At 40.1% G+C, this 19,830-nt stretch carries 13 protein-coding genes and 4 pseudogenes; 16 read left to right on the forward strand and 1 reads right to left on the reverse strand.

What is annotated here, in order from left to right; all coding sequences use genetic code 11:
• Positions 1 to 59 precede the first annotated feature (59 nt).
• Positions 60 to 1,562: a S41 family peptidase gene (locus tag IPK31_16750; GenBank protein ID MBK8089443.1), complete on the reverse strand. Its 1,503-nt coding sequence runs from the start codon at positions 1,560 to 1,562 to the stop codon at positions 60 to 62.
• Between the two features lie 210 nt (positions 1,563 to 1,772).
• Here IPK31_16750 and IPK31_16755 point away from each other — a divergent pair, with 210 nt between their 5' ends.
• From IPK31_16755 to IPK31_16830, 16 genes and pseudogenes are all read left to right on the forward strand, one after another.
• Positions 1,773 to 2,621 carry an N-acetylglucosamine kinase gene (locus IPK31_16755; protein ID MBK8089444.1) on the forward strand — a complete coding sequence of 283 codons (849 nt, stop codon included), beginning with the start codon at positions 1,773 to 1,775 and terminating at the stop codon, positions 2,619 to 2,621.
• 6 nt (positions 2,622 to 2,627) lie between these two features.
• Complete coding sequence (gene murQ / locus IPK31_16760) at positions 2,628 to 3,449, forward strand: N-acetylmuramic acid 6-phosphate etherase (protein MBK8089445.1); 822 nt, start codon at positions 2,628 to 2,630, stop codon at positions 3,447 to 3,449.
• 221 nt (positions 3,450 to 3,670) lie between these two features.
• A pseudogene (gene thrA / locus IPK31_16765) lies at positions 3,671 to 6,107 on the forward strand (bifunctional aspartate kinase/homoserine dehydrogenase I).
• Between the two features lie 59 nt (positions 6,108 to 6,166).
• Positions 6,167 to 7,162: a homoserine kinase gene (locus IPK31_16770; protein MBK8089446.1), complete on the forward strand. Its 996-nt coding sequence runs from the start codon at positions 6,167 to 6,169 to the stop codon at positions 7,160 to 7,162.
• Positions 7,163 to 7,291: 129 nt separating this feature from the next.
• Positions 7,292 to 8,625: pseudogene (gene thrC, locus IPK31_16775) on the forward strand (threonine synthase).
• 200 nt (positions 8,626 to 8,825) lie between these two features.
• The gene (locus IPK31_16780) at positions 8,826 to 10,271 is read left to right on the forward strand and encodes a circularly permuted type 2 ATP-grasp protein (GenBank protein ID MBK8089447.1); all 1,446 of its coding nucleotides are present in this window, start codon (positions 8,826 to 8,828) and stop codon (positions 10,269 to 10,271) included.
• A 180-nt stretch (positions 10,272 to 10,451) separates the two neighbouring features.
• Complete coding sequence (locus tag IPK31_16785) at positions 10,452 to 11,369, forward strand: alpha-E domain-containing protein (GenBank protein ID MBK8089448.1); 918 nt, start codon at positions 10,452 to 10,454, stop codon at positions 11,367 to 11,369.
• A gap of 12 nt (positions 11,370 to 11,381) precedes the next feature.
• Positions 11,382 to 12,318 (forward strand): annotated as a pseudogene (locus tag IPK31_16790) (transglutaminase family protein).
• A 70-nt stretch (positions 12,319 to 12,388) separates the two neighbouring features.
• Positions 12,389 to 12,640: a hypothetical protein gene (locus tag IPK31_16795; protein MBK8089449.1), complete on the forward strand. Its 252-nt coding sequence runs from the start codon at positions 12,389 to 12,391 to the stop codon at positions 12,638 to 12,640.
• An 89-nt stretch (positions 12,641 to 12,729) separates the two neighbouring features.
• Positions 12,730 to 13,296: a hypothetical protein gene (locus tag IPK31_16800; GenBank protein MBK8089450.1), complete on the forward strand. Its 567-nt coding sequence runs from the start codon at positions 12,730 to 12,732 to the stop codon at positions 13,294 to 13,296.
• Between the two features lie 96 nt (positions 13,297 to 13,392).
• On the forward strand, positions 13,393 to 14,193 hold the full coding sequence (locus IPK31_16805; GenBank protein MBK8089451.1) for a DUF3575 domain-containing protein: 801 nt from the start codon (positions 13,393 to 13,395) through the stop codon (positions 14,191 to 14,193).
• Positions 14,194 to 14,384: 191 nt separating this feature from the next.
• Entirely contained in the window at positions 14,385 to 15,041 is a 657-nt protein-coding gene (locus IPK31_16810) for a succinate dehydrogenase (protein ID MBK8089452.1), read from the forward strand.
• A 185-nt stretch (positions 15,042 to 15,226) separates the two neighbouring features.
• Positions 15,227 to 17,197 carry a fumarate reductase/succinate dehydrogenase flavoprotein subunit gene (locus IPK31_16815; protein MBK8089453.1) on the forward strand — a complete coding sequence of 657 codons (1,971 nt, stop codon included), beginning with the start codon at positions 15,227 to 15,229 and terminating at the stop codon, positions 17,195 to 17,197.
• 120 nt (positions 17,198 to 17,317) lie between these two features.
• A complete protein-coding gene (locus tag IPK31_16820) occupies positions 17,318 to 18,082 on the forward strand; it encodes a succinate dehydrogenase/fumarate reductase iron-sulfur subunit (GenBank protein MBK8089454.1) in 765 nt (254 codons plus the stop codon).
• A gap of 531 nt (positions 18,083 to 18,613) precedes the next feature.
• Positions 18,614 to 18,826, forward strand: a complete 213-nt coding sequence (locus IPK31_16825) for a hypothetical protein (protein ID MBK8089455.1) — start codon at positions 18,614 to 18,616, stop codon at positions 18,824 to 18,826.
• A 320-nt stretch (positions 18,827 to 19,146) separates the two neighbouring features.
• A pseudogene (locus IPK31_16830) lies at positions 19,147 to 19,721 on the forward strand (DUF1211 domain-containing protein).
• Positions 19,722 to 19,830: the final 109 nt, after the last annotated feature.

Raw genomic sequence — 19,830 nt, forward strand, 5'->3', positions numbered from 1 at the left:
ATCACAAAAAGAGAAGGCAACAGTTACTGTTGCCTTCTCTTTTTATTTAGTTAATCCGTTTATTTCCTGATTTCTTCCAGTGCTTTTGTGATCAACGGATCAGAAAGGTTTTTCATTTTTACATATCCTTCGCTGCGCCAGAGCTGCCGACCAAGCATAATAGCAAAATAATGCTGAATGACCTGCTGTTGTTTTGCTGGCAAGGTATCAAGGTTGATGCTGTCTTTAATAGCTTTTGTTTTCAGAAACATCCAGCTCGCTGCATCAGCAGATACAGATTGCTGTAATTCGGCAGCGGTTTTTATTTTCTGCAGATTGGCTCTGTTGCTGAGAAAATAATAGTAAGCTGCATCACCAATGATTTCCCTCATCTGCTGTTTATTTTCTTTCGGCAGAAATTCAGAAGAATCAACTGCTACATAGATATCAGGAGAAATTCCACCACTGCCAAAAACCGGTCTGCCGCCTTTGGTTTTATACTTCTTTCCATTGTGTGCAGCGGAATCGCCATGAAATAATTCACCGTTTGATAAACGTTCTGTTACTTCATTTTTATAAATTGAATTATCGCCATGCACATATGGCTTTTGAATACTGCGGCCAATAGGAGTGTAGTAACGGGAAACCGTTAAGCGGATAGCACTGCCATCACTCAAACTGAACTGTTCCTGCACCAGCCCTTTTCCAAATGAACGCCGACCCATGATTGTTGCCCTGTCCCAATCCTGTAAAGCACCTGCCAGCACTTCACTTGCAGAAGCTGATCCTTCATCAATCAATAAAATCAGCTTTCCTTTTTCAAACAAGCCAGGGCGACGGGCATTATAATTCTGACGGGGATAAGATTTCCCTTCAGTATAAACGATTTCTTTTTCGCCATCAATAAACTCATCGGCAATCTGTACCGCATCATCCAGCATACCTCCACCATTTCCACGTAAGTCAAGAATGAGTTTTTTCATGCCTTCTTTTTGCAGCCGCTCAAGATTTTCCATAAACTCTTCATAAGTAGTACTGGAAAATTTATTCAGACGGATGTAAGCAATTTCCGGCTCAATCATATAAGCGGCATCAACACTCTTAATTGGAATAATGCCTCTTTGTATAGTGATTTCCTTTTGCTGTCCGCTTCGCAGGAGTTTTACTTTTACTTCAGTTCCTTTCGGCCCACGGAAAAATTTACGAATGGCATCTTCTTTTCTCTTTTTGCCTGATACAATCGAATCATTGGCGCTGATGATCTGGTCACCAATCTGTATTCCTGCTTTATCAGCCGGGCCTTTGGCCAGAATGTTCATTACATGTACCGTATCATCGAGCACTCCAAACTCAATTCCAACTCCCTGGAAATTACCCTGCATATCTTCATTTACTAACTGAAGCTGTTGTGGCGGAAGATAAATTGAATGTGGATCGAGTTGATTCAGTACATCTTGGATAGCAAACTGACCCAAAGAGTCAACATTTACTGTATCAACATATTTCTGTTTTACCAGTTCGAGAATTTCCTGGATGGATGTTTGCCGGGATTTTCCAAAAAAGGACGGACCGTAAGGTCCCATGTTATCTTTGAGTTTATAACCGAAAAACATCCCGATCATGAGACATACGGACAATAGAACGGGTAGCCAAACTTGAACTTTCTTTTGAGTCATGCAAATGGGTTCTTATAAAAAGTGCTGCAAATCTCATGAAAATAAAGCATATTGCCTTGTCGCTTTTGCTGCAATTTCAATAATTTACAGCAAAGGCAAGATAAACCTGATAACGGTATGAGTTCCATTAAACTAATAGCAGACAGCGGGGCCACTAAAGCAGAATGGTGTTTATTAAAAGGGAAGAAAAAGAAAACATTGTTTACACAGGGCATCAGCCCCTACTTAATGACCACAGAGGAAATTGTGAAGATGCTCCAGAAGGAGCTGAAGCCGAAACTGAAAAAAGAAAGCATTACAGAAATCTACTTTTACGGAACAGGCTGTAATAATCCCCAGAATGTAAAAAATGTCCGTAATGCATTGAAAGAGGTCTTTTCAACAGCTAAAAAAGTTAATGTTGATAATGACATCATGTCTGCAGCAAAAGGACTTTGTGCCGATGAGAAAGGGATGGTCGTCAATCTTGGTACAGGATCATTTTGCTGTTATTATAACGGCAAACGGATTGCAAAAAACAGCCCCGGAATTGGATATATCCTTGGCGATGAAGGCAGTGGTGCCTTTCTTGGCAGAAAAGTAATTCAGCATTTTCTTTACAATACGTTTGATGAAGAATTAATGGCAAAGTTCCAGGCCCGGTATAAAACCGACAGGTCTGAAATTCTGAATCATGTATACCGAATGCCGCTGGCTAACCGCTATATTGCATCTTTTGCACTTTTCCTCAGTGAGAACCGTGGACATTATATGATAGAAAATATCATTGAAGATTCGTTAAATGAGTTTTTCTTTGCACATCTTTACAAATACCGGGAAAGCTGGTTATACCCGATTCATTTTACAGGCGGTGTAGCTTATGCATTCAGAGATGTATTGAAAAGTTTATGTCAAACTTATGAATTACAGTTGGGCCGGGTTTTGAAGAATCCCATGCCCGGCTTAATTGAATATCACAGCAAATAACAAAAGATGTCAGATCAATTTATACGGATAACAGAGCAGGAATCAAACTATCGTCATTTAGATCAGATGAGTGTAGCTGAGTTGCTGCAGAATATCAATCTGGAAGACAGTCTTGTACCAGCAGCAGTTGAAATGGCCATTCAGCAGATTGAACCGTTGGTTTCAACCATTACAGACAAAATGCTGATGGGTGGAAGATTATTTTACATTGGTGCAGGAACAAGCGGCCGTTTGGGTATACTGGATGCAAGTGAATGCCCGCCCACTTACGGAGTGCCTTATGGTTTGGTGATCGGCATTATTGCAGGTGGCGAAAAAGCCATTACCAATGCAGTTGAATTTGCAGAAGACAGCAGGGAAGAGGGATGGAAAGATTTGAAAGAGCATAATGTGACTGATAAAGATGTGGTGGTGGGAATTGCTGCAAGTGGTACAACTCCTTATGTAATCGCAGCATTGGAAGAGTGCCGTAAGAACAATATTATAACGGGCAGCATCAGTTGTAATCCCAATTCACCGGTTAGTGCAGCTGCAGATTTTCCCATTGAAGTAGTTGTTGGCCCTGAGTTTGTAACCGGCAGTACAAGAATGAAAAGTGGTACAGCGCAAAAGCTGGTGCTGAATATGATTTCCACTTCAGTTATGATTCAACTGGGAAGGGTGGAAGATAACCGCATGGTGAATATGCAGCTCAGCAATGAAAAATTAGTTGATCGTGGAGCAAAAATGCTGATGTTGAGAAGCGGACTTACCGATTATGATAAAGCCAAGGATCTCTTACTTTCTCACGGAAGTGTAAAGAAGGCTTTAACCGCATTGGGAAAATAATAATTTCTGACTAACGCTTGTTGTATGAAGCATCGTATTTATCTTGTGCACTCATGAAACAGGTTGTTCCTACATATCATTCTTCGTTTGTGTCTGCTGACACAACAACTACAACCACTACGATCCGCTAAGCGGATTGTATACTTTCATATTAACCCACGGGCAATTGCTGCTGTTCAACTGAAAAGTCTTCTTTTTACTAAACGTTTATCTCAATTTATATGCTGGTTTTAAAATTTGGTGGTACTTCAATGGGAAGTGCGGATGCAATTAAACAGGTTGCTGACATCGTTAAACAAAAACTGAAAGATTCTCCCGTTCTTGTTGTGGTGAGTGCCATGAGTGGTACAACCGATCTTCTTCTCAACTGCGGAACAAAAGCTTCTGCAACGGATGAATCTTATAAAGATTTACTGAAACAAATCGAAAGCCGGCATCTTGATACGGTAAAAGCATTAATTCCCGTTCAGCAGCAAAGCAGTGTGCTGAGTATGGTGAAACGATACTGTAATGAAATTGAAGATATCTGTAATGGTATTTTCCTTTTGGGAGAATCCTCATCACGCACAAAAGATAAGCTGGTGAGTTATGGTGAATTACTTTCTTCTACAATCATCAACGCAGCCTTTAATGTAAACGGCACTGATTCTTTATGGAAAGATGCAAGAGAATTGATCCGTACAAATTCCAACTACAGCAATGCTGTTGTTGATTTTGCTGTTACCAATGTGCAGGTAAGTACTTTTCTAAAAAGCAGTTCACAGCAATTAATTGTTGTTCCCGGTTTTATTGCCAGTGATGCAAACAATGTTACAACAACACTTGGCCGTGGCGGTTCTGATTATACGGCATCTATTCTTGCTGCTGCTGTTGATGCAACTGCATTAGAAATATGGACAGACGTAAGCGGTATGATGACTGCTGATCCACGCTGGGTGCCCAATGCAAAAATCATCCCTTCCATTTCTTACCAGGAAGCAATGGAACTTTCACACTTTGGCGCAAAAGTGATCTATCCTCCAACCATTCAACCCGTACTGAATAAAAATATTCCGGTATGGATCAAGAATACATTTGCTGCAGCAGATCATGGAACAGTGATCGAACACAAACCAGAACCTGAAAATATTATTACCGGTATTTCAAGTATCAATTCATTAGCATTACTGAGTCTTGAAGGAAGTGGTATGATCGGTATTCCCGGTTTCAGCAGCCGTTTGTTTGCTGCACTGGCCAATGCGCAGATCAATGTGATCCTTATTACACAGGGTTCATCTGAACATTCCATTTGTGTTGGTGTAGATGTATCACTTGCAGGTAAAGCGAAAGAAATTGTTGACCGCACTTTTGAATATGAAATAGCTACAAGTAAAGTTGAACCATTGCAGCTTGAAAAAGATTTGTCGATTGTTGCATTGGTGGGTGATCAGATGCGTCATCACACAGGTATCAGCGGACGAATGTTTTCTGCATTGGGAAGAAACGGGATTAATATTCGTGCTATTGCACAGGGATCAACCGAAAGGAATATCTCAGCAGTGGTTGCAACTGAAGATGTACGCAAAGCTGTAAACGTTTTGCATGAAGAGTTTTTTGAAACAACAAAGAAGCAGGTTAACTTATATATTGTTGGTACAGGTAATGTGGGTAAGAAATTACTGGCACAGTTAAAACAGCAGCAATCATTCCTCGAAGAGCATCTGCGTTTGCAGGTAAATATTGCCGGGCTGAGTAACAGCAGAAAAATGCTCATCAATGAAAATGGAATTGATCTGAATAAATGGGAAGAGTTATTGCAGAATGGCGAAGCAGCCAATCTCGAACAATTTGTTGATGCTATTCTGCATAAAAATTTACGTAACTCTGTTTTTGTAGACATTACTGCCAATGCAGTCATTGCTGATGTATATGCATCCGTACTGGAAAAAAGTATTGCTGTTGTTGCATGTAATAAAGTAGCTGCCTCATCAAAGCTCAGCAATTATAAAAAGCTCAAACATCTTTCTGCTGAATATAATGCACCTTTTTTGTTTGAAACAAATGTTGGTGCAGGTTTGCCCATTATTGGAACATTGAATGATCTCATGCGAAGTGGTGATACCATTCATCGCATGGAAGCAGTATTGAGTGGTACACTCAATTTTGTGTTTAATAATTATGATGGAACAAAACCATTTGCTGATGTGGTAAAACAGGCACAGGATGAAGGTTACACTGAACCTGATCCACGTTTGGATCTCAGCGGTACAGATGTAATGCGCAAGATTTTGATTCTTGCAAGGGAAGCAGGCGAGCAAATGGAAATGGATCAGATTGCATGCAATGGGTTCTTACCAGATAGTTGTATGAAAGGATCAGTAGCCGATTTTATGAAGCTATGAAAAAGAAGAAGCACATTTCAATTCCATCTTTGAAAAAGCAAAAGCAGACAATTGCAAACTGAAATTTGTAGCCAGTTATAATAACGGTGTTGCATCAGTTGGTTTACAGCATATTCCACCGCAGCATGATCTGTATCATTTGTATGGGAAAGATAATGTGGTTTTATTTTATACAGATAGATATAAAGAACAACCAATGGTTGTAAAAGGTGCCGGTGCCGGTGCTGAAGTAACAGCAAGTGGTGTGTTTGCAGATATCATGAGAACCGCCCCCTAAATCCCCCAAAGGGGGACTTGTTTAAGACCCTGATTTTTCTGATACTTTAAAATATTTACATGAGCGAAGAAAATATAAACGAATTAAAAACTAAGGAGGGTTCTCAATCCTCCCCCCCTGGGGGAGTTAGAGGGGGCCGCTTTGTTTCTGTTAAATGCCCGGCAACTGTGGCCAATCTTGTTTGTGGTTTTGATATCCTTGGCATGGCATTAACCGAGCCTTATGATATCATGAAACTGAAATTGATTGATGAACCAAAGATCATTATCATCAATAAGGATTTATACAATCTTCCAACAGAACCGGAAAAAAATGTAGCCGGTGTTGTGTTACTGGAGATCATGGAAAAAATGGGCAACCAGTTTGGTTTTGAAGTGGAGATTGAAAAGCATATCAAACCGGGAAGTGGTTTAGGTTCCAGTGCAGCCAGTGCTGCAGGTGCAGCTGTTGCTGCCAATGAGTTATTGGGAAATGTTTTTTCAACTGATGATCTTGTACAGTTTGCCATGTTTGGAGAAAAACTGGCAAGTGGTGTTAAGCATGCTGACAATATTACTCCCTGCATTACAGGTGGTGTAACGCTTATCCGTTCCATTCATCCGTTGGATATTGTGCAATTGAATTCACCGGCATTGTTTGTAACCGTTGTTCATCCGCAAATTGAAGTAAAGACCAGTGATGCAAGACAAATTCTCCGCAAAGAAGTATTACTGAAAGATGCCATCAAGCAATGGGGAAATATTGCAGGACTTGTTGCCGGTTTTGAAAAAGGCGATACAGATTTAATTGGCAGAAGCCTCGAGGATGTGATCATTGAACCTGTACGCAGTATTTTAATTCCGGGCTTTGATGAAATTAAAATCAAGAGCAAAGAAGCAGGCGCATTGGGTGGTGGTATTTCAGGAAGCGGTCCATCCATTTTTATGCTGAGTAAAGAAGAAGCAACTGCAAAGAAAGTGGAACTGATTATGCAGGAAATATTCACAAGACTTGGCATTGAGTATAAAACATACGTTACAACGATTAATAAGAGTGGTGTGGAAGTGGTGAAATGATGTAAGAAGAAAGTGTTAAGAAATAAGAAGCACCCCGTCAGCGGTTGCAAACCCTGACGGCGGTTCAAATGGCTTTTCTATCATCCGCCGTCAGGGCTAAAAGCCTCTGACGGGGAATATAAACTTTAAATATTTTCCAAATTTAAATACTACAGTTTAAATAAACAGTCTCCTATTGCTTCATTCAAAGAGGCAACTATACTTGGACAGGCACCGGATAAAGGATTGTATTTTCCTGAAACAATTCCGCATGTAGATAAAGAACTGATTGCAAATATTGAATCCATCAGCAATGAAGAAATTGCTTTTCGGGTTATTCAACCCTATATCGGAACAGAAATTACTGAAGAGGAACTCTATCGTATTGTTTCAGAAACTGTAAACTTTTCTATTCCGTTGGTGAAGGTGAATGAAAGAATTTCATCCTTAGAATTATTTCACGGACCAACGCTTGCCTTTAAAGATGTTGGCGCAAGATTTATGAGTCGTTGTCTGGGATATTTTGTGAATAGCGGTCAGGCCGCTCCAAGCGGCCAGACTGGAAAGATCATTGTCCTTGTTGCTACAAGTGGAGATACAGGTGGTGCCGTTGCCAATGGTTTTTATAATGTGGATGGGGTAGAGGTGGTAATTCTTTACCCAAGTGGTAAAGTGAGCAGTGTACAGGAGAAGCAATTAACAACTCTCGGAAAAAATATTCATGCCCTGGAAGTAAACGGAACCTTTGATGATTGTCAGCAACTGGTGAAACAGGCTTTTGCAGATGAAGAACTTACCAAGGAATTATTTCTTACCTCAGCTAATTCCATCAACATTGCAAGATGGCTGCCGCAACAGTTCTATTATTTCTTTGCCTATAAACAATGGAAAGAAAAGATCAAGCTCCGGTTATTTCTGTACCCAGCGGCAACTTCGGCAATATCTGCGCAGGAATACTGGCGCATATCAGCGGACTGCCGGTAAAACATTTTATTGCCGCCTGCAATGCCAATGATGTGGTGACAAGATTTATGCAGACAGAAAATTATCAGCCTCTTCCTGCAATAGCTACTATTTCCAATGCAATGGATGTTGGAAGCCCAAGCAATTTTATTCGTGTTCTTGAATTATTCCATCACCAATTCCCGCAACTAAAAGAAAAATTGAGCAGTGTAAGTATCAGTGATGATGAAACAAGAACAACCATGAAACGTGTGTTTGATGAAACGGGTTATGTTCTTGATCCGCATGGTGCCGTTGGTTACCTCGCACTGGAAAGATATCTCCATGAACATCCTGCACTGAAAGGAATGTTTCTTGAAACAGCACACCCGGTTAAGTTTTATGATGTGGTGGAGCCTGTATTAAATCAAACAATTGAATTGCCTGAAGCTGTGAAAGAGATTATTGAGTTGCCAAAGAAATCAACTGTGGTTGATGTATCATATAATCAGCTCAAAGAATATTTAAAGTCAATTTTATAGGCAGGCATTTCAGTCAGCACATTTCCGCTATTAGCATCAAAGTATGGTATTAAATTAAATATGTATTTTTTTTAAACTCTGTACTGTTAATTTAATCTTCATAGCTTCTTTTTCCTTATTTTTAGAACGAGAGTTGTTTGCCGTACATAATAATACTGTGCGTAACAACTCTTTTTGCTTTAATAACACTTAAATCTAATATGAACAGCGAAGCCCTGATACAAAACTACCAGACCAGCTCTGCATTATTTGACGAAATGCAGAACGCTGATGGGGTACGTGTACCTTATCAAAAACTGGTCGAAACCATCCTCAACCACAATATTGAGGAACTGCACCTGAAAGATAAACTGGCTGGCGAATTATTCATGAACCAGGGTATCACTTTCACTGTGTACAGCGATGATGCCGGTATTGAAAGGATTTTTCCGTTTGATATTCTTCCCCGCATTATTACCGCAGCAGAATGGGATCATGTGGAGAAAGGAATTGAACAACGGTTAAAGGCGTTGAACCTTTTTCTCAAAGACATTTACAATGAACAGCAAATCATCAAAGACAAAATTGTTCCCGGTGAACTGATTACATCCTGTCCGCATTACCTGCGTGAAGTATCGGGTATTAAAGTTCCGCATGATATCTATGTACATATATCAGGGATTGATTTGATTCGGGGACAGGATGGAACTTTTTATATTCTGGAAGATAACCTGCGTACTCCTTCCGGTGTTTCTTATATGCTGGAGAACAGGGAAGTAACCAAACGCTTATTCCCTGATTTATTATCGAGTGCAAATGTTCGGATGGTGAATAATTATCCACTGCTGCTGCATCAGAATTTAATGGCGTTGTCGCCAAGGCAAATATCCAGCCTAACTGTTGTTATTTTAACACCTGGTATTTACAACTCTGCGTATTATGAACATACATTCCTTGCACGGCAGATGGGTGTTGAACTGGTGGAAGGAAAAGATCTGGTGATTGACAATCACAAAGTGTTTATGAAAACAACCAGTGGTTTGCAGCAGGTAGATGTGATCTATCGGCGTATTGATGATGAATTCATCGATCCGTTGATATTCCGTCCTGACAGTGTTCTGGGTGTACCCGGTATTATGGGTGCATACAGAAAAGGAACAGTTGCTTTAGCAAATGCAGTAGGCAATGGAGTGGCAGATGATAAAGCGGTGTATGCTTATGTTCCCGATATGATCAAATATTATCTCAACGAAGAACCTATCCTTCCAAATGTTCCAACGTACCAGATGAGTAATGAAGATGAACGGAAATATACGTTTGAGAATATGCATAAGATGGTAGTGAAGCGAACCAACCAGAGTGGCGGTTATGGAATGCTGATGGGTAATAAAGCAAGTGATGAAGAAATCAACAAGTTTAAAGAAGAGATTTTAAAAACACCAAGAGAATTTATTGCCCAGCCTATTATTCAACTGTCAACTGTTCCCTGTTTTATTGATGGACAGTTTAAACCTCGTCATGTTGATCTGCGCCCTTATGCTTTATGCGGACCGGATGGAGTGAAGATTGTTCCCGGTGGATTAACAAGGGTTGCCCTTAGAGAAGGTTCTATTGTTGTAAATTCATCGCAGGGTGGTGGAAGTAAGGATACTTGGGTGATAGACTAGAAAGCCATTAGTCGTCAGTCTTTAGCAGATAGTTGTTATTACAATGTGCTTTAAAAAAAATCTGTTTGAAATATATTATTAACTTAAAAAAGCTTGGGCTGTGCTTTGATGGCTTCACCCTTTGGGGGAAGTCGGAAGGGGGCCTCATTTATATTTATGCTAAGTAGAATTGCCGATTCAATGTTTTGGTTAAACCGTTATATGGAACGGGCTGAAGGTTTACTGCGTGTACTGTATACAAACTATGTACTATCGTTTGATAAAGGACCCTATGGTGTTCACTCCTGGAAACCTGTGCTGGAAATGTTCACTACGTTGAAAGAAGAAGAGATAAAACTGTTGGAATACAACACAGCAGAAACCCTGCAATTTATTGTTACCAATCAAAAAAACATTAATTCACTCCGGAGTTTAATTAATAAAGCAAGGGAGAATGCAAGGGGTATGCAGGATCATATTACAAAAGAAGTTTGGGAAGAAGTGAATCTTATTTATCATACCGTTAATCACCCCGGGCTTGAAAAGAAACTGGCAGGTGCCGATGCATTGTCAACACTGGATCAATTATTAAAATCCTGCTTAACCTATGTGGGTGTTACCGATACAACCATGCCCCGTGGAATGGGCTGGAATTTTATGAGCATTGGCCGTTTTATTGAAAGAGGTGTGTTAACAGCTGATATTACCTGCAAACATTATGAGCAGGTAAACTTTGATCTGGATGACAATAAGGATATTCTTTTCTGGAGAAACCTGTTACTTTCCTTATCCGGTTATGAATTGCATTTAAAGAATTACAGAAGCAGTGATATCAACAGTAATGTATTAAACCAGGCTGTTTTTAATTCTCATTTTCCACGTTCAGTGATGTATTCACTTGCACGCTTAGAGAAATATTTAAAAGATATCCTCGAAGAAAATGATCCACCTGAAAAAGATATGCTTTACCGTGAATTTGGCCGTATTTACAGCCGTGTAAAATATGCTGATGAAAGCTCCATTAAACAAATTACTTTACAGCGCTTTCTACAGGAAACTAAACAAGACCTGCTGAAATTTTCACATATGTTAGGTCAACAATTTTTCTCGTACGCTTAGTAAGTAACCACAATGCCTGTTTTTAAAATACAACACGTTACAAAATACAGTTACAACCGCCCGGTAAAAGAGAGTGTGAACCAGATCAGGATTTATCCAATTGCTTCTGAGATGCAGGAAATATTAAAGCATGAAGTGAATAGTACTACCGAGCCCGAACTGTTTTTTTTTATTGATTACTGGGGCAACAGATGTGCCGATTTCAGCTTACTGCAATCACACAGGGAGCTGACAATTGACAGCCGGATGATTGTGCGAACAACGGGACAGGATTTCATAACGCTGGTAGACAGTAATTGGGATGAATTGGCAGAAAATGTGCAGGAAAATTTTTATCTGCTCGAATTAACCAGGCCCGATGAGGTTAAAGTAAATGCAGCTCTGCAGGAAATCATTGATTCCTTTCAACACAAAGAAAAAACCATCATGCAGATAGTGGAAGCATGTTCAGGCTATATATTCAACGAATTCAAATACATCAAGGGCATCACCACTATTGAAACAACGGTTGATGAAATACTGGAACACCGCAGTGGTGTTTGTCAGGATTTTGCACATGTGCTTTTGCAGTTGCTGCGTACAATGGGAATTCCTTCCAGGTATGTAAGCGGATATATCTGTCCGAATAAAAAATGGAATGAGGGGCGAAGGTGCAACCCACGCCTGGGTAGAAGCATGGATTCCAAAACTTGGGTGGACGGGTATTGACCCAACCAATAATGTGTGGGCAACAACACACCATGTAAAACTGGCGGCAGGCAGAAATTTCAACGATTGTACTCCCATGAAAGGAACCTTCAAAGGAATTGCAAAACAAACTCTATCTGTTTATGTTTCTGTAGGTTACGAAGACGGGCAGGTATTTGAAGAGGTGAATGATGTACAAATGATGGTGACTGAATCAACCGTTACCGCAGAGCAATTGGCCATGGAAGCTGCCCAGCAGTAGGCAAAAAGTTGTCTACCGTCATAATTATTATAATTTTCTGGCGTTATATTTGTAATTCAAACCAATATCCATGAGTAATCTATTCTTTGATGACAAGGCCTATATCGCCGAACAGTTCTGTCTGGAAGATGACTACACTGCTCAAACTGCCCGTTTTGCCTCTCACAAAATCAATTCATTTAAACTTTCCTTAAACAAAGAGGCTTATTGCATGAGTAAGGCAGATTTAACTGATATTCTCAAAGGCTCTTTACTGAATTACACAGCACCCTGTATTGTTCTTTCTTCCCTTGGTTTTTTTGAAGAGGAGAAAAACAACTGAGAATAGGGGTTACCGGTTAAATTTTATTTTTTATTTCTACAGTTCAATCTTGAAATTTGCACAACCATCCGTTGGCTGGCTTTTTTCTTATGCATGATATTGAACCTTTCTACAATTGGCGCCACATTTACGTAAGTGAAGAAGATGAGCGTTCTCCTTTCTTTGGAAGAGAGTACTCTGAGTTTGAGTTTTCACAGACAGTTTATAATTTTTATATCCATCCGCAATGGGATGAGTTTGGCAGCCGCACACTTTACCTGAAGCTGCTGATGGTTGACTATACTGAACAGTATGCGATTATTGAACTGCTGGGTGAGTGGAATGATGCCATTGAAAATGATATCATGGAACTGAAGCGTGAAGTGATTGACAAGTTAATGAAAGAAGGTATTTACAAGTTTATCCTGATTGCTGAAAATGTACTCAACTTTCACAGCAGTGATAAAGATTACTATGAAGAATGGTATGAAAACTGTGCCGATGAAAATGGCTGGACCATTATCCTGAATATGCCTGAGCAAACCCAGCATGATTTCAAAAAATTAAAACTGAACCGTTACCTCGAATTAATGCAGCTGGATAACTGGCGTATTTACAAGCCCTATCACCTGTTTAAAAAAATTGATGGAGAACTCAATCTCCGCCTTCCCGTATAATTTTTCCTACGTAGAAGTGGGTATTTTTTGTAAATAAATGCTGATGATTTCTTTATTCACCCGAACGAAGTATACTTTAGTACAAAATATACAAGTATGAACCCAAAATCTGCTATTACTTCATTCAGTTTCTGCATGCTTTTATCTGCATTCAGCTATGCACAATCTTCGCTTGATAAAGAAGGCAAGAGTTCTTCAAAAGGCGACACAGAAAAACGGAAAATGAATATTGTGAAGGTGAATATTCTTCCAGCACTGTTCATAAAGAACTTCAGTTTCCAGTATGAAAGGATTGTTTCAAAGCATTTTTCTATTGCTTTAGGTTCCGGGTTTATGCCTAATTCAGGAATACCTTATAAAGACAGACTTATCAGTATTGCTGATATAACCGACCCGGATGCAATAAACTCCATCAATAATTTCAAAATGAGCAGTTTTTCTATTACACCGGAAGTCCGCTTTTATTTAGGTAAGAAGGGATATGGAAGAGGCTTTTATATTGCACCGTATTACCGTTTTTCCAGTTTCAAATCGGATGAATTACCTGTTGATTATACCAATTCCAATGATCAATCCAGTACGATGTTATTAAAAGGTGATATTAAAACAAATAATGGCGGTTTGCTGTTTGGATCACAGTGGTTCCTGGGTAAAGCTATAACACTTGATTGGTGGATTCTGGGTGTTCATTACGGTACCAATAAAGGATTATTCACCGGCACCTCAAGTACTCCGTTAACTTTAGAAGAGCAGGATAATATTAAACAAACACTTGATGATATATCTCTGCCTGTTGGAACAATCACATCAACGGTAAATGCCAATGGAGCAACCGTTAATCTAAGCGGACCATGGGCAGGTATTCGTGGTGGTTTAACATTGGGATTCAGATTTTAACCGGCTGATAGTAATCATAGGTAGATAATTATTTTTTTACGTGGAGCTGCTTTCGGGCAGCTTTTCGTTTAATAATCTGTTTTGATTGAACTTTTTGTTCGATCATACCCTAAATTTGCAGCGGCTCTCACAAAACTATTTGTTATGACGTTTAAGCAGATGTTTACTTCTTCTATCGGAAAAAATTAGTAATGGGTCTTACCGGCTTATTCCTGATTAGTTTTTTAATTGTACATGTAAGTCTCAATGCCTGCATATTTGCAGATTTGTTTAACCCCGAGGATAATGGCCAGATGTTCAACAAAGGAGCACATTTCATGGCTTCAATGGTGTTGATCCGCATTCTGGAAATTGGTTTGATGGCAGGAATTCTGCTGCACATTGTTCAGGGTTTTATGCTTGTGGCGCAGAACCGCAAGAGCAGGAGTATTGGTTACGATACACCAATGACCACCGGCAGTAAATGGTACAGCCGCAGTATGGGTTTGCTGGGTACTTTGATTTTGTTATTCCTTGTTTTACACTTCAGTCATTTCTGGGTACCTGCACGTTTTACAGAAGCAGGTCTGGATATACCGGTTGAATACAATGGAGTACTGATGCATGATATGTTTGGCTTAATGAAAACAACCTTCAGTGAATTGTGGGTGGTAATTGTATATGTGCTGGGATGTATTTCTTTATGCTGGCATTTAATGCATGGTTTTCAGAGTGCCTTCCGCACTGTTGGTGTAAGCAATAACCGTTATTTATTATTACTGAATACAATCGGTATTGGATTTTCAGTTGTAGTAAGTGTACTGTTTGCATTGATGCCAATTGCCGTGTATCTAAAGTGGGTTGAGTAAGGAAATGTAAGAGGTAAGAGGTACGAAGTACGATGTGTTGAATATTGTTGATGTTGTACAAGCGAGCGTGGCAACAAAAGCATAATCGATAAACAACAGTTAATAAACAAAAATTGTATTTATAATTTCGAATAGTGCAGGTTTCATTATCAAATTTGCACACTTTCAAATTTTCAAATTGAATTATGTTGAATTCAAAAATCCCTGCAGGACCGTTAGATTCCAAATGGAATACATACAAGTCTACCTGTAAACTGGTAAACCCTTCCAACAAACGCAGTCTTGAAATTATTGTGATCGGAACCGGTTTGGCCGGTGCATCAGCTGCAGCTTCGTTAGGTGAGCTGGGTTATAAAGTAAAAACATTCTGCTTCCAGGACAGTCCACGCCGTGCTCACTCTATTGCAGCACAGGGTGGTATTAATGCTGCCAAGAATTATCAGAACGATGGTGACTCAACTTACCGTTTGTTTTATGATACCATTAAAGGTGGAGACTACCGTGCAAGAGAAGGCAACGTTCACCGTTTGGCAGAAGTAAGTTCAAGCATTATTGACCAGTGTGTGGCACAGGGTGTTCCTTTTGCAAGAGAATATGGTGGCTTGCTCAGTAACCGTTCATTTGGCGGTACACAGGTACAACGTACATTTTATGCTGCCGGGCAAACTGGTCAGCAGTTATTAATAGGAGCTTACCAGGCATTAGAACGCCAGGTGGCATTGGGTACTGTAACCCAGTATTCACGCCATGAAATGCTGGAAGTTGTAATGATAGATGGCAAAGCCCGTGGAATCATTGCACGTAATTTAGTTACAGGTGAACTTGAACGCCATTTCGGTCATGCGGTTTTATTATGCACAGGTGGTTACGGAAACGTATTCTATCTGTCGACCAATGCAATGGGCAGTAATACGACCGCCATCTGGAAGGCACATCGGAAAGGTGCTTATTTCAGCAACCCATGTTTTACACAAATTCATCCAACCTGTATTCCTGTAAGTGGTGATCACCAGAGTAAGCTGACGTTGATGAGTGAATCATTACGTAATGATGGCCGCATCTGGGTACCAAAGAAACTGGCTGATACAAGAAAGTCAATTGATATTCCTGAAGAAGAAAGAGATTATTACTTAGAAAGAAGATATCCTGCATTTGGTAACCTCGTTCCCCGTGACGTAGCAAGCCGTGCAGCGAAAGAACGTTGTGATGCAGGTTATGGTGTTGGTACAAGTAAGCAGGCCGTGTTTCTTGACTTTGCTGCAGCTATTCAGCGTTATGGAAAAATTGAAGCAGGTAAAAGAGCTATTGAAGCTGATGCTGATACCATTACCAAAATGGGTAAGGAAGTAGTGAAGGAAAAATATGGTAACCTGTTTGACATGTATGAAAAGATCACAGGTGAAAATCCATACGAAGTACCGATGAGAATTTATCCTGCTGTGCACTATACAATGGGTGGCTTATGGGTTGATTATGAACTGATGACAAATATTCCCGGTTTATATTGTTTAGGTGAAGCCAACTTCAGCGATCATGGTGCAAACCGCCTTGGAGCAAGCGCTTTGATGCAGGGATTAGCTGATGGATATTTTGTAATTCCTTATACCATTGGTAACTACCTGGCTGATGAAATCAGAACCAAGTCTATCCCAACTGATCATCCTGCTTTTGCTGATGCAGAAAGCAAGGTTCGTGACCGCATTCATATGCTCATGGGCATTAAAGGAAAAAGAACAGTAGAAAGTTTCCATAAGCAGTTGGGAAAGATCATGTGGGATAAATGCGGTATGGCCCGTAATGCTGAAGGACTCAAACAGGCGATCAAAGAAATTCAGCAGTTAAAACAGGACTTCTGGAGTGATGTGCGTATTCCCGGTGAAATCAATGAAATGAATCCTGAACTGGATAAGGCAAACCGTGTGGTCGACTTTAGTGAACTGGGCGAGCTGATGTGTATTGATGCCCTGAACCGTGAAGAAAGCTGTGGTGGCCACTTCCGTGAAGAACACCAGACAGAAGAAGGTGAAGCATTACGTCATGATGATCAGTTTATGTATGTTGCCAGTTGGGAAATGAAAAGTGAACATAACTGGGAACTGCACAAAGAAGATCTGGTTTATGATGTGGTGAAACCAAGTCAACGTTCTTACAAATAATGCCCCAGCCCCCGCCGGTTGTCGGGCAGGCCTAAAGGGGAGTAAGGCATACGACTTAATAAGAAAGTTCTTTATAAATAATTATTAACTTAAAATCCCTCGTTTGGGATAGGGGTTAATATGGAACATAAGAATATCAATTTAAAACTGAAAGTTTGGCGTCAGAAGAATGGCAAAGAGAAAGGTGGATTTGAAACCTACGACGCAACGGATATTTCACAGGAAATGAGTTTCCTTGAAATGCTGGATGTGCTGAATGAAAAGCTGATCGTAGAAAGTAAAGACCCCATTGCCTTTGATCATGACTGCCGTGAGGGTATTTGCGGTATGTGCAGTTTGTTTATCAATGGCCGTCCGCACGGACCATGGGAAGCAAATACTGTTTGCCAATTACACATGCGTGCTTTCAATGATGGTGAAACCATTGTCATTGAACCATGGAGAGCCAATGCATTTCCGGTGATTAAGGATCTGATGGTTGACCGTTCAGCATTTGACCGTATTATCCAGGCTGGTGGTTTCATCAGTGTAAATACCGGTAACGCTGTTGATGCAAACTCGTTGCCGATTGACAAAGCAAAAGCAGATGCTTCCTTTGCTGCTGCATCCTGTATTGGTTGCGGAGCATGCGTAGCTGCCTGTAAAAATTCTTCAGCTATGCTGTTTGTAAGTGCAAAAGCGGCTCACCTCAATCAATTACCACAGGGGCATCCTGAGCGTAATACAAGGGTGTTGAATATGGTGGCACAAATGGACAAAGAAGGTTTTGGTGCCTGTACAAATACCGGTGCATGCGAAGCAGTTTGTCCGAAAGAAATTTCGATCACCAACATTGCAAGACTGAATGCTGATTATGCATTGGCAAGTCTTACAGCAAGCAAATAGGAAAAGAGTACTCTCAAATACAAACCTCCTTTAAGGAGGTTTTTTTATGTCTTGATTTTTTTGCTTCACTAAACTGTGTAGTCGCTTTACCGGAATTAGGAATGAAGTCACGTCAGCCCGGGGTCTGGCCTCCGACCCCGGGAGTTAAAACCCTGCAGATGATTTAGTATTTTTATCTATGCCTGTCCGCTCACAACATGAACAATAACCTAACAGCATTTACTTTATAACCTTCACCTGTTATAACTGGCTTCCTCTGTTTCAACTCACCAATGCCTACGATACTGTTTACAAATGGTTTGATTATCTGTATACGCAAAACATCCGCATCGCAGGCTATGTTTTTATGCCTAATCATGTACATGCACTGCTGTACTTTCTGCAAATGCCAACATCATTAAATACCATTATTGGTAACGGAAAACGTTTTATGGCCTATGAAATCATCAAACGGTTGATGGCTGTTAATGATGAAGCCATGCTAACTCAATTAGCCGAAGTTGTAAAAGACAGGGAACGTAAAAAGGACAATTGCATAAAGTGTTTGAAGACAGTTTTGATGCCAAACAATGTGTATCAACAGATTTTATTTATCAGAAGCTGGATTATATACATCATAATCCAATAAGTGGCAAATGGATGCTGGCAGCAGATTCCTTACAATATGAACATTCAAGTGAGGCATTTTATAAGGATGGTAAAAGCGGATACAGTAAATTGCTGAGGATTGAAGAAGTAATGTAACTGGTGAAATCCCGGGGTCGGCAGAGGCGGCTTCCCGGGTATTGAGATTTGACAAGCCAGACCCCGGGGCGACAGAAGGGTTTGTAAATATATTTGCTATTAATAATCATATTTAAAGTTATCGTTTAATATTTGACTGCTTGCCATTCTTTCCCAACAACGTCTCCGCCTCGGGACGTTGTGTATTACGAAGCTAAGAATTAACTTCATATCCAATGCTGGAAAACAGAAGTGTAAACTCGCCTAGGGTGAGAAAGAAGAGATGAAAGAGAAGTTAGTTTCGCAGAAAAAATCATTATTTTCAATTTGAAATAATAACTATGACTAAAGGAAGATTAGAAGCTTTCAGCGATGGAGTACTCGCCATCATCATCACCATTATGGTATTGGAACTGAAGATTCCGGAAGGATATACATTTGAAGCACTAAAGCCCCTGCTGCATACATTGGTCAGTTATGTGCTCAGTTTTATTTATATCGGTATTTACTGGAACAATCATCATCATTTATTTCAATCGGTAAAACAGATTAAAGGAAATGTGTTGTGGCATAATATGCACTTGCTTTTCTGGCTGTCGCTTGTACCTTTTGTAACCGGATGGATAGGAGAACAGCAGATGAAAGCATTTCCTGTTGCACTGTATGGTGTTGTGTTGTTTATGGCCGCAATCGCTTATACATTCCTCGTTCGTGCATTAGTGAAAGTGGAAGGGAAGGATTCTGTACTGGCAAAATCAATAGGGAATGATGCGAAAGGTTTTATTTCCCTGCTCTTCTACATGACAGGCATTCTTTTAAGCATCTTTATTCATCCCTGGTTTGGATATGCCTGCTATATTATTTTGCCATGATCTGGTTTATCCCTGATCTCCGGATTGAACGGAACCTGAAATAGAATACAGTGAAGTTAGAATCATGAATAGGCAAGATTTGGACTTGAAAGTCATGCCTAAAGCCGTTAACTTCAATTATTACATCCCTGACTTAAAAGTCAGGGTTATTCT

It is taken from the genome of Chitinophagaceae bacterium, assembly GCA_016713085.1.
Lineage (GTDB): Bacteria > Bacteroidota > Bacteroidia > Chitinophagales > Chitinophagaceae > Lacibacter.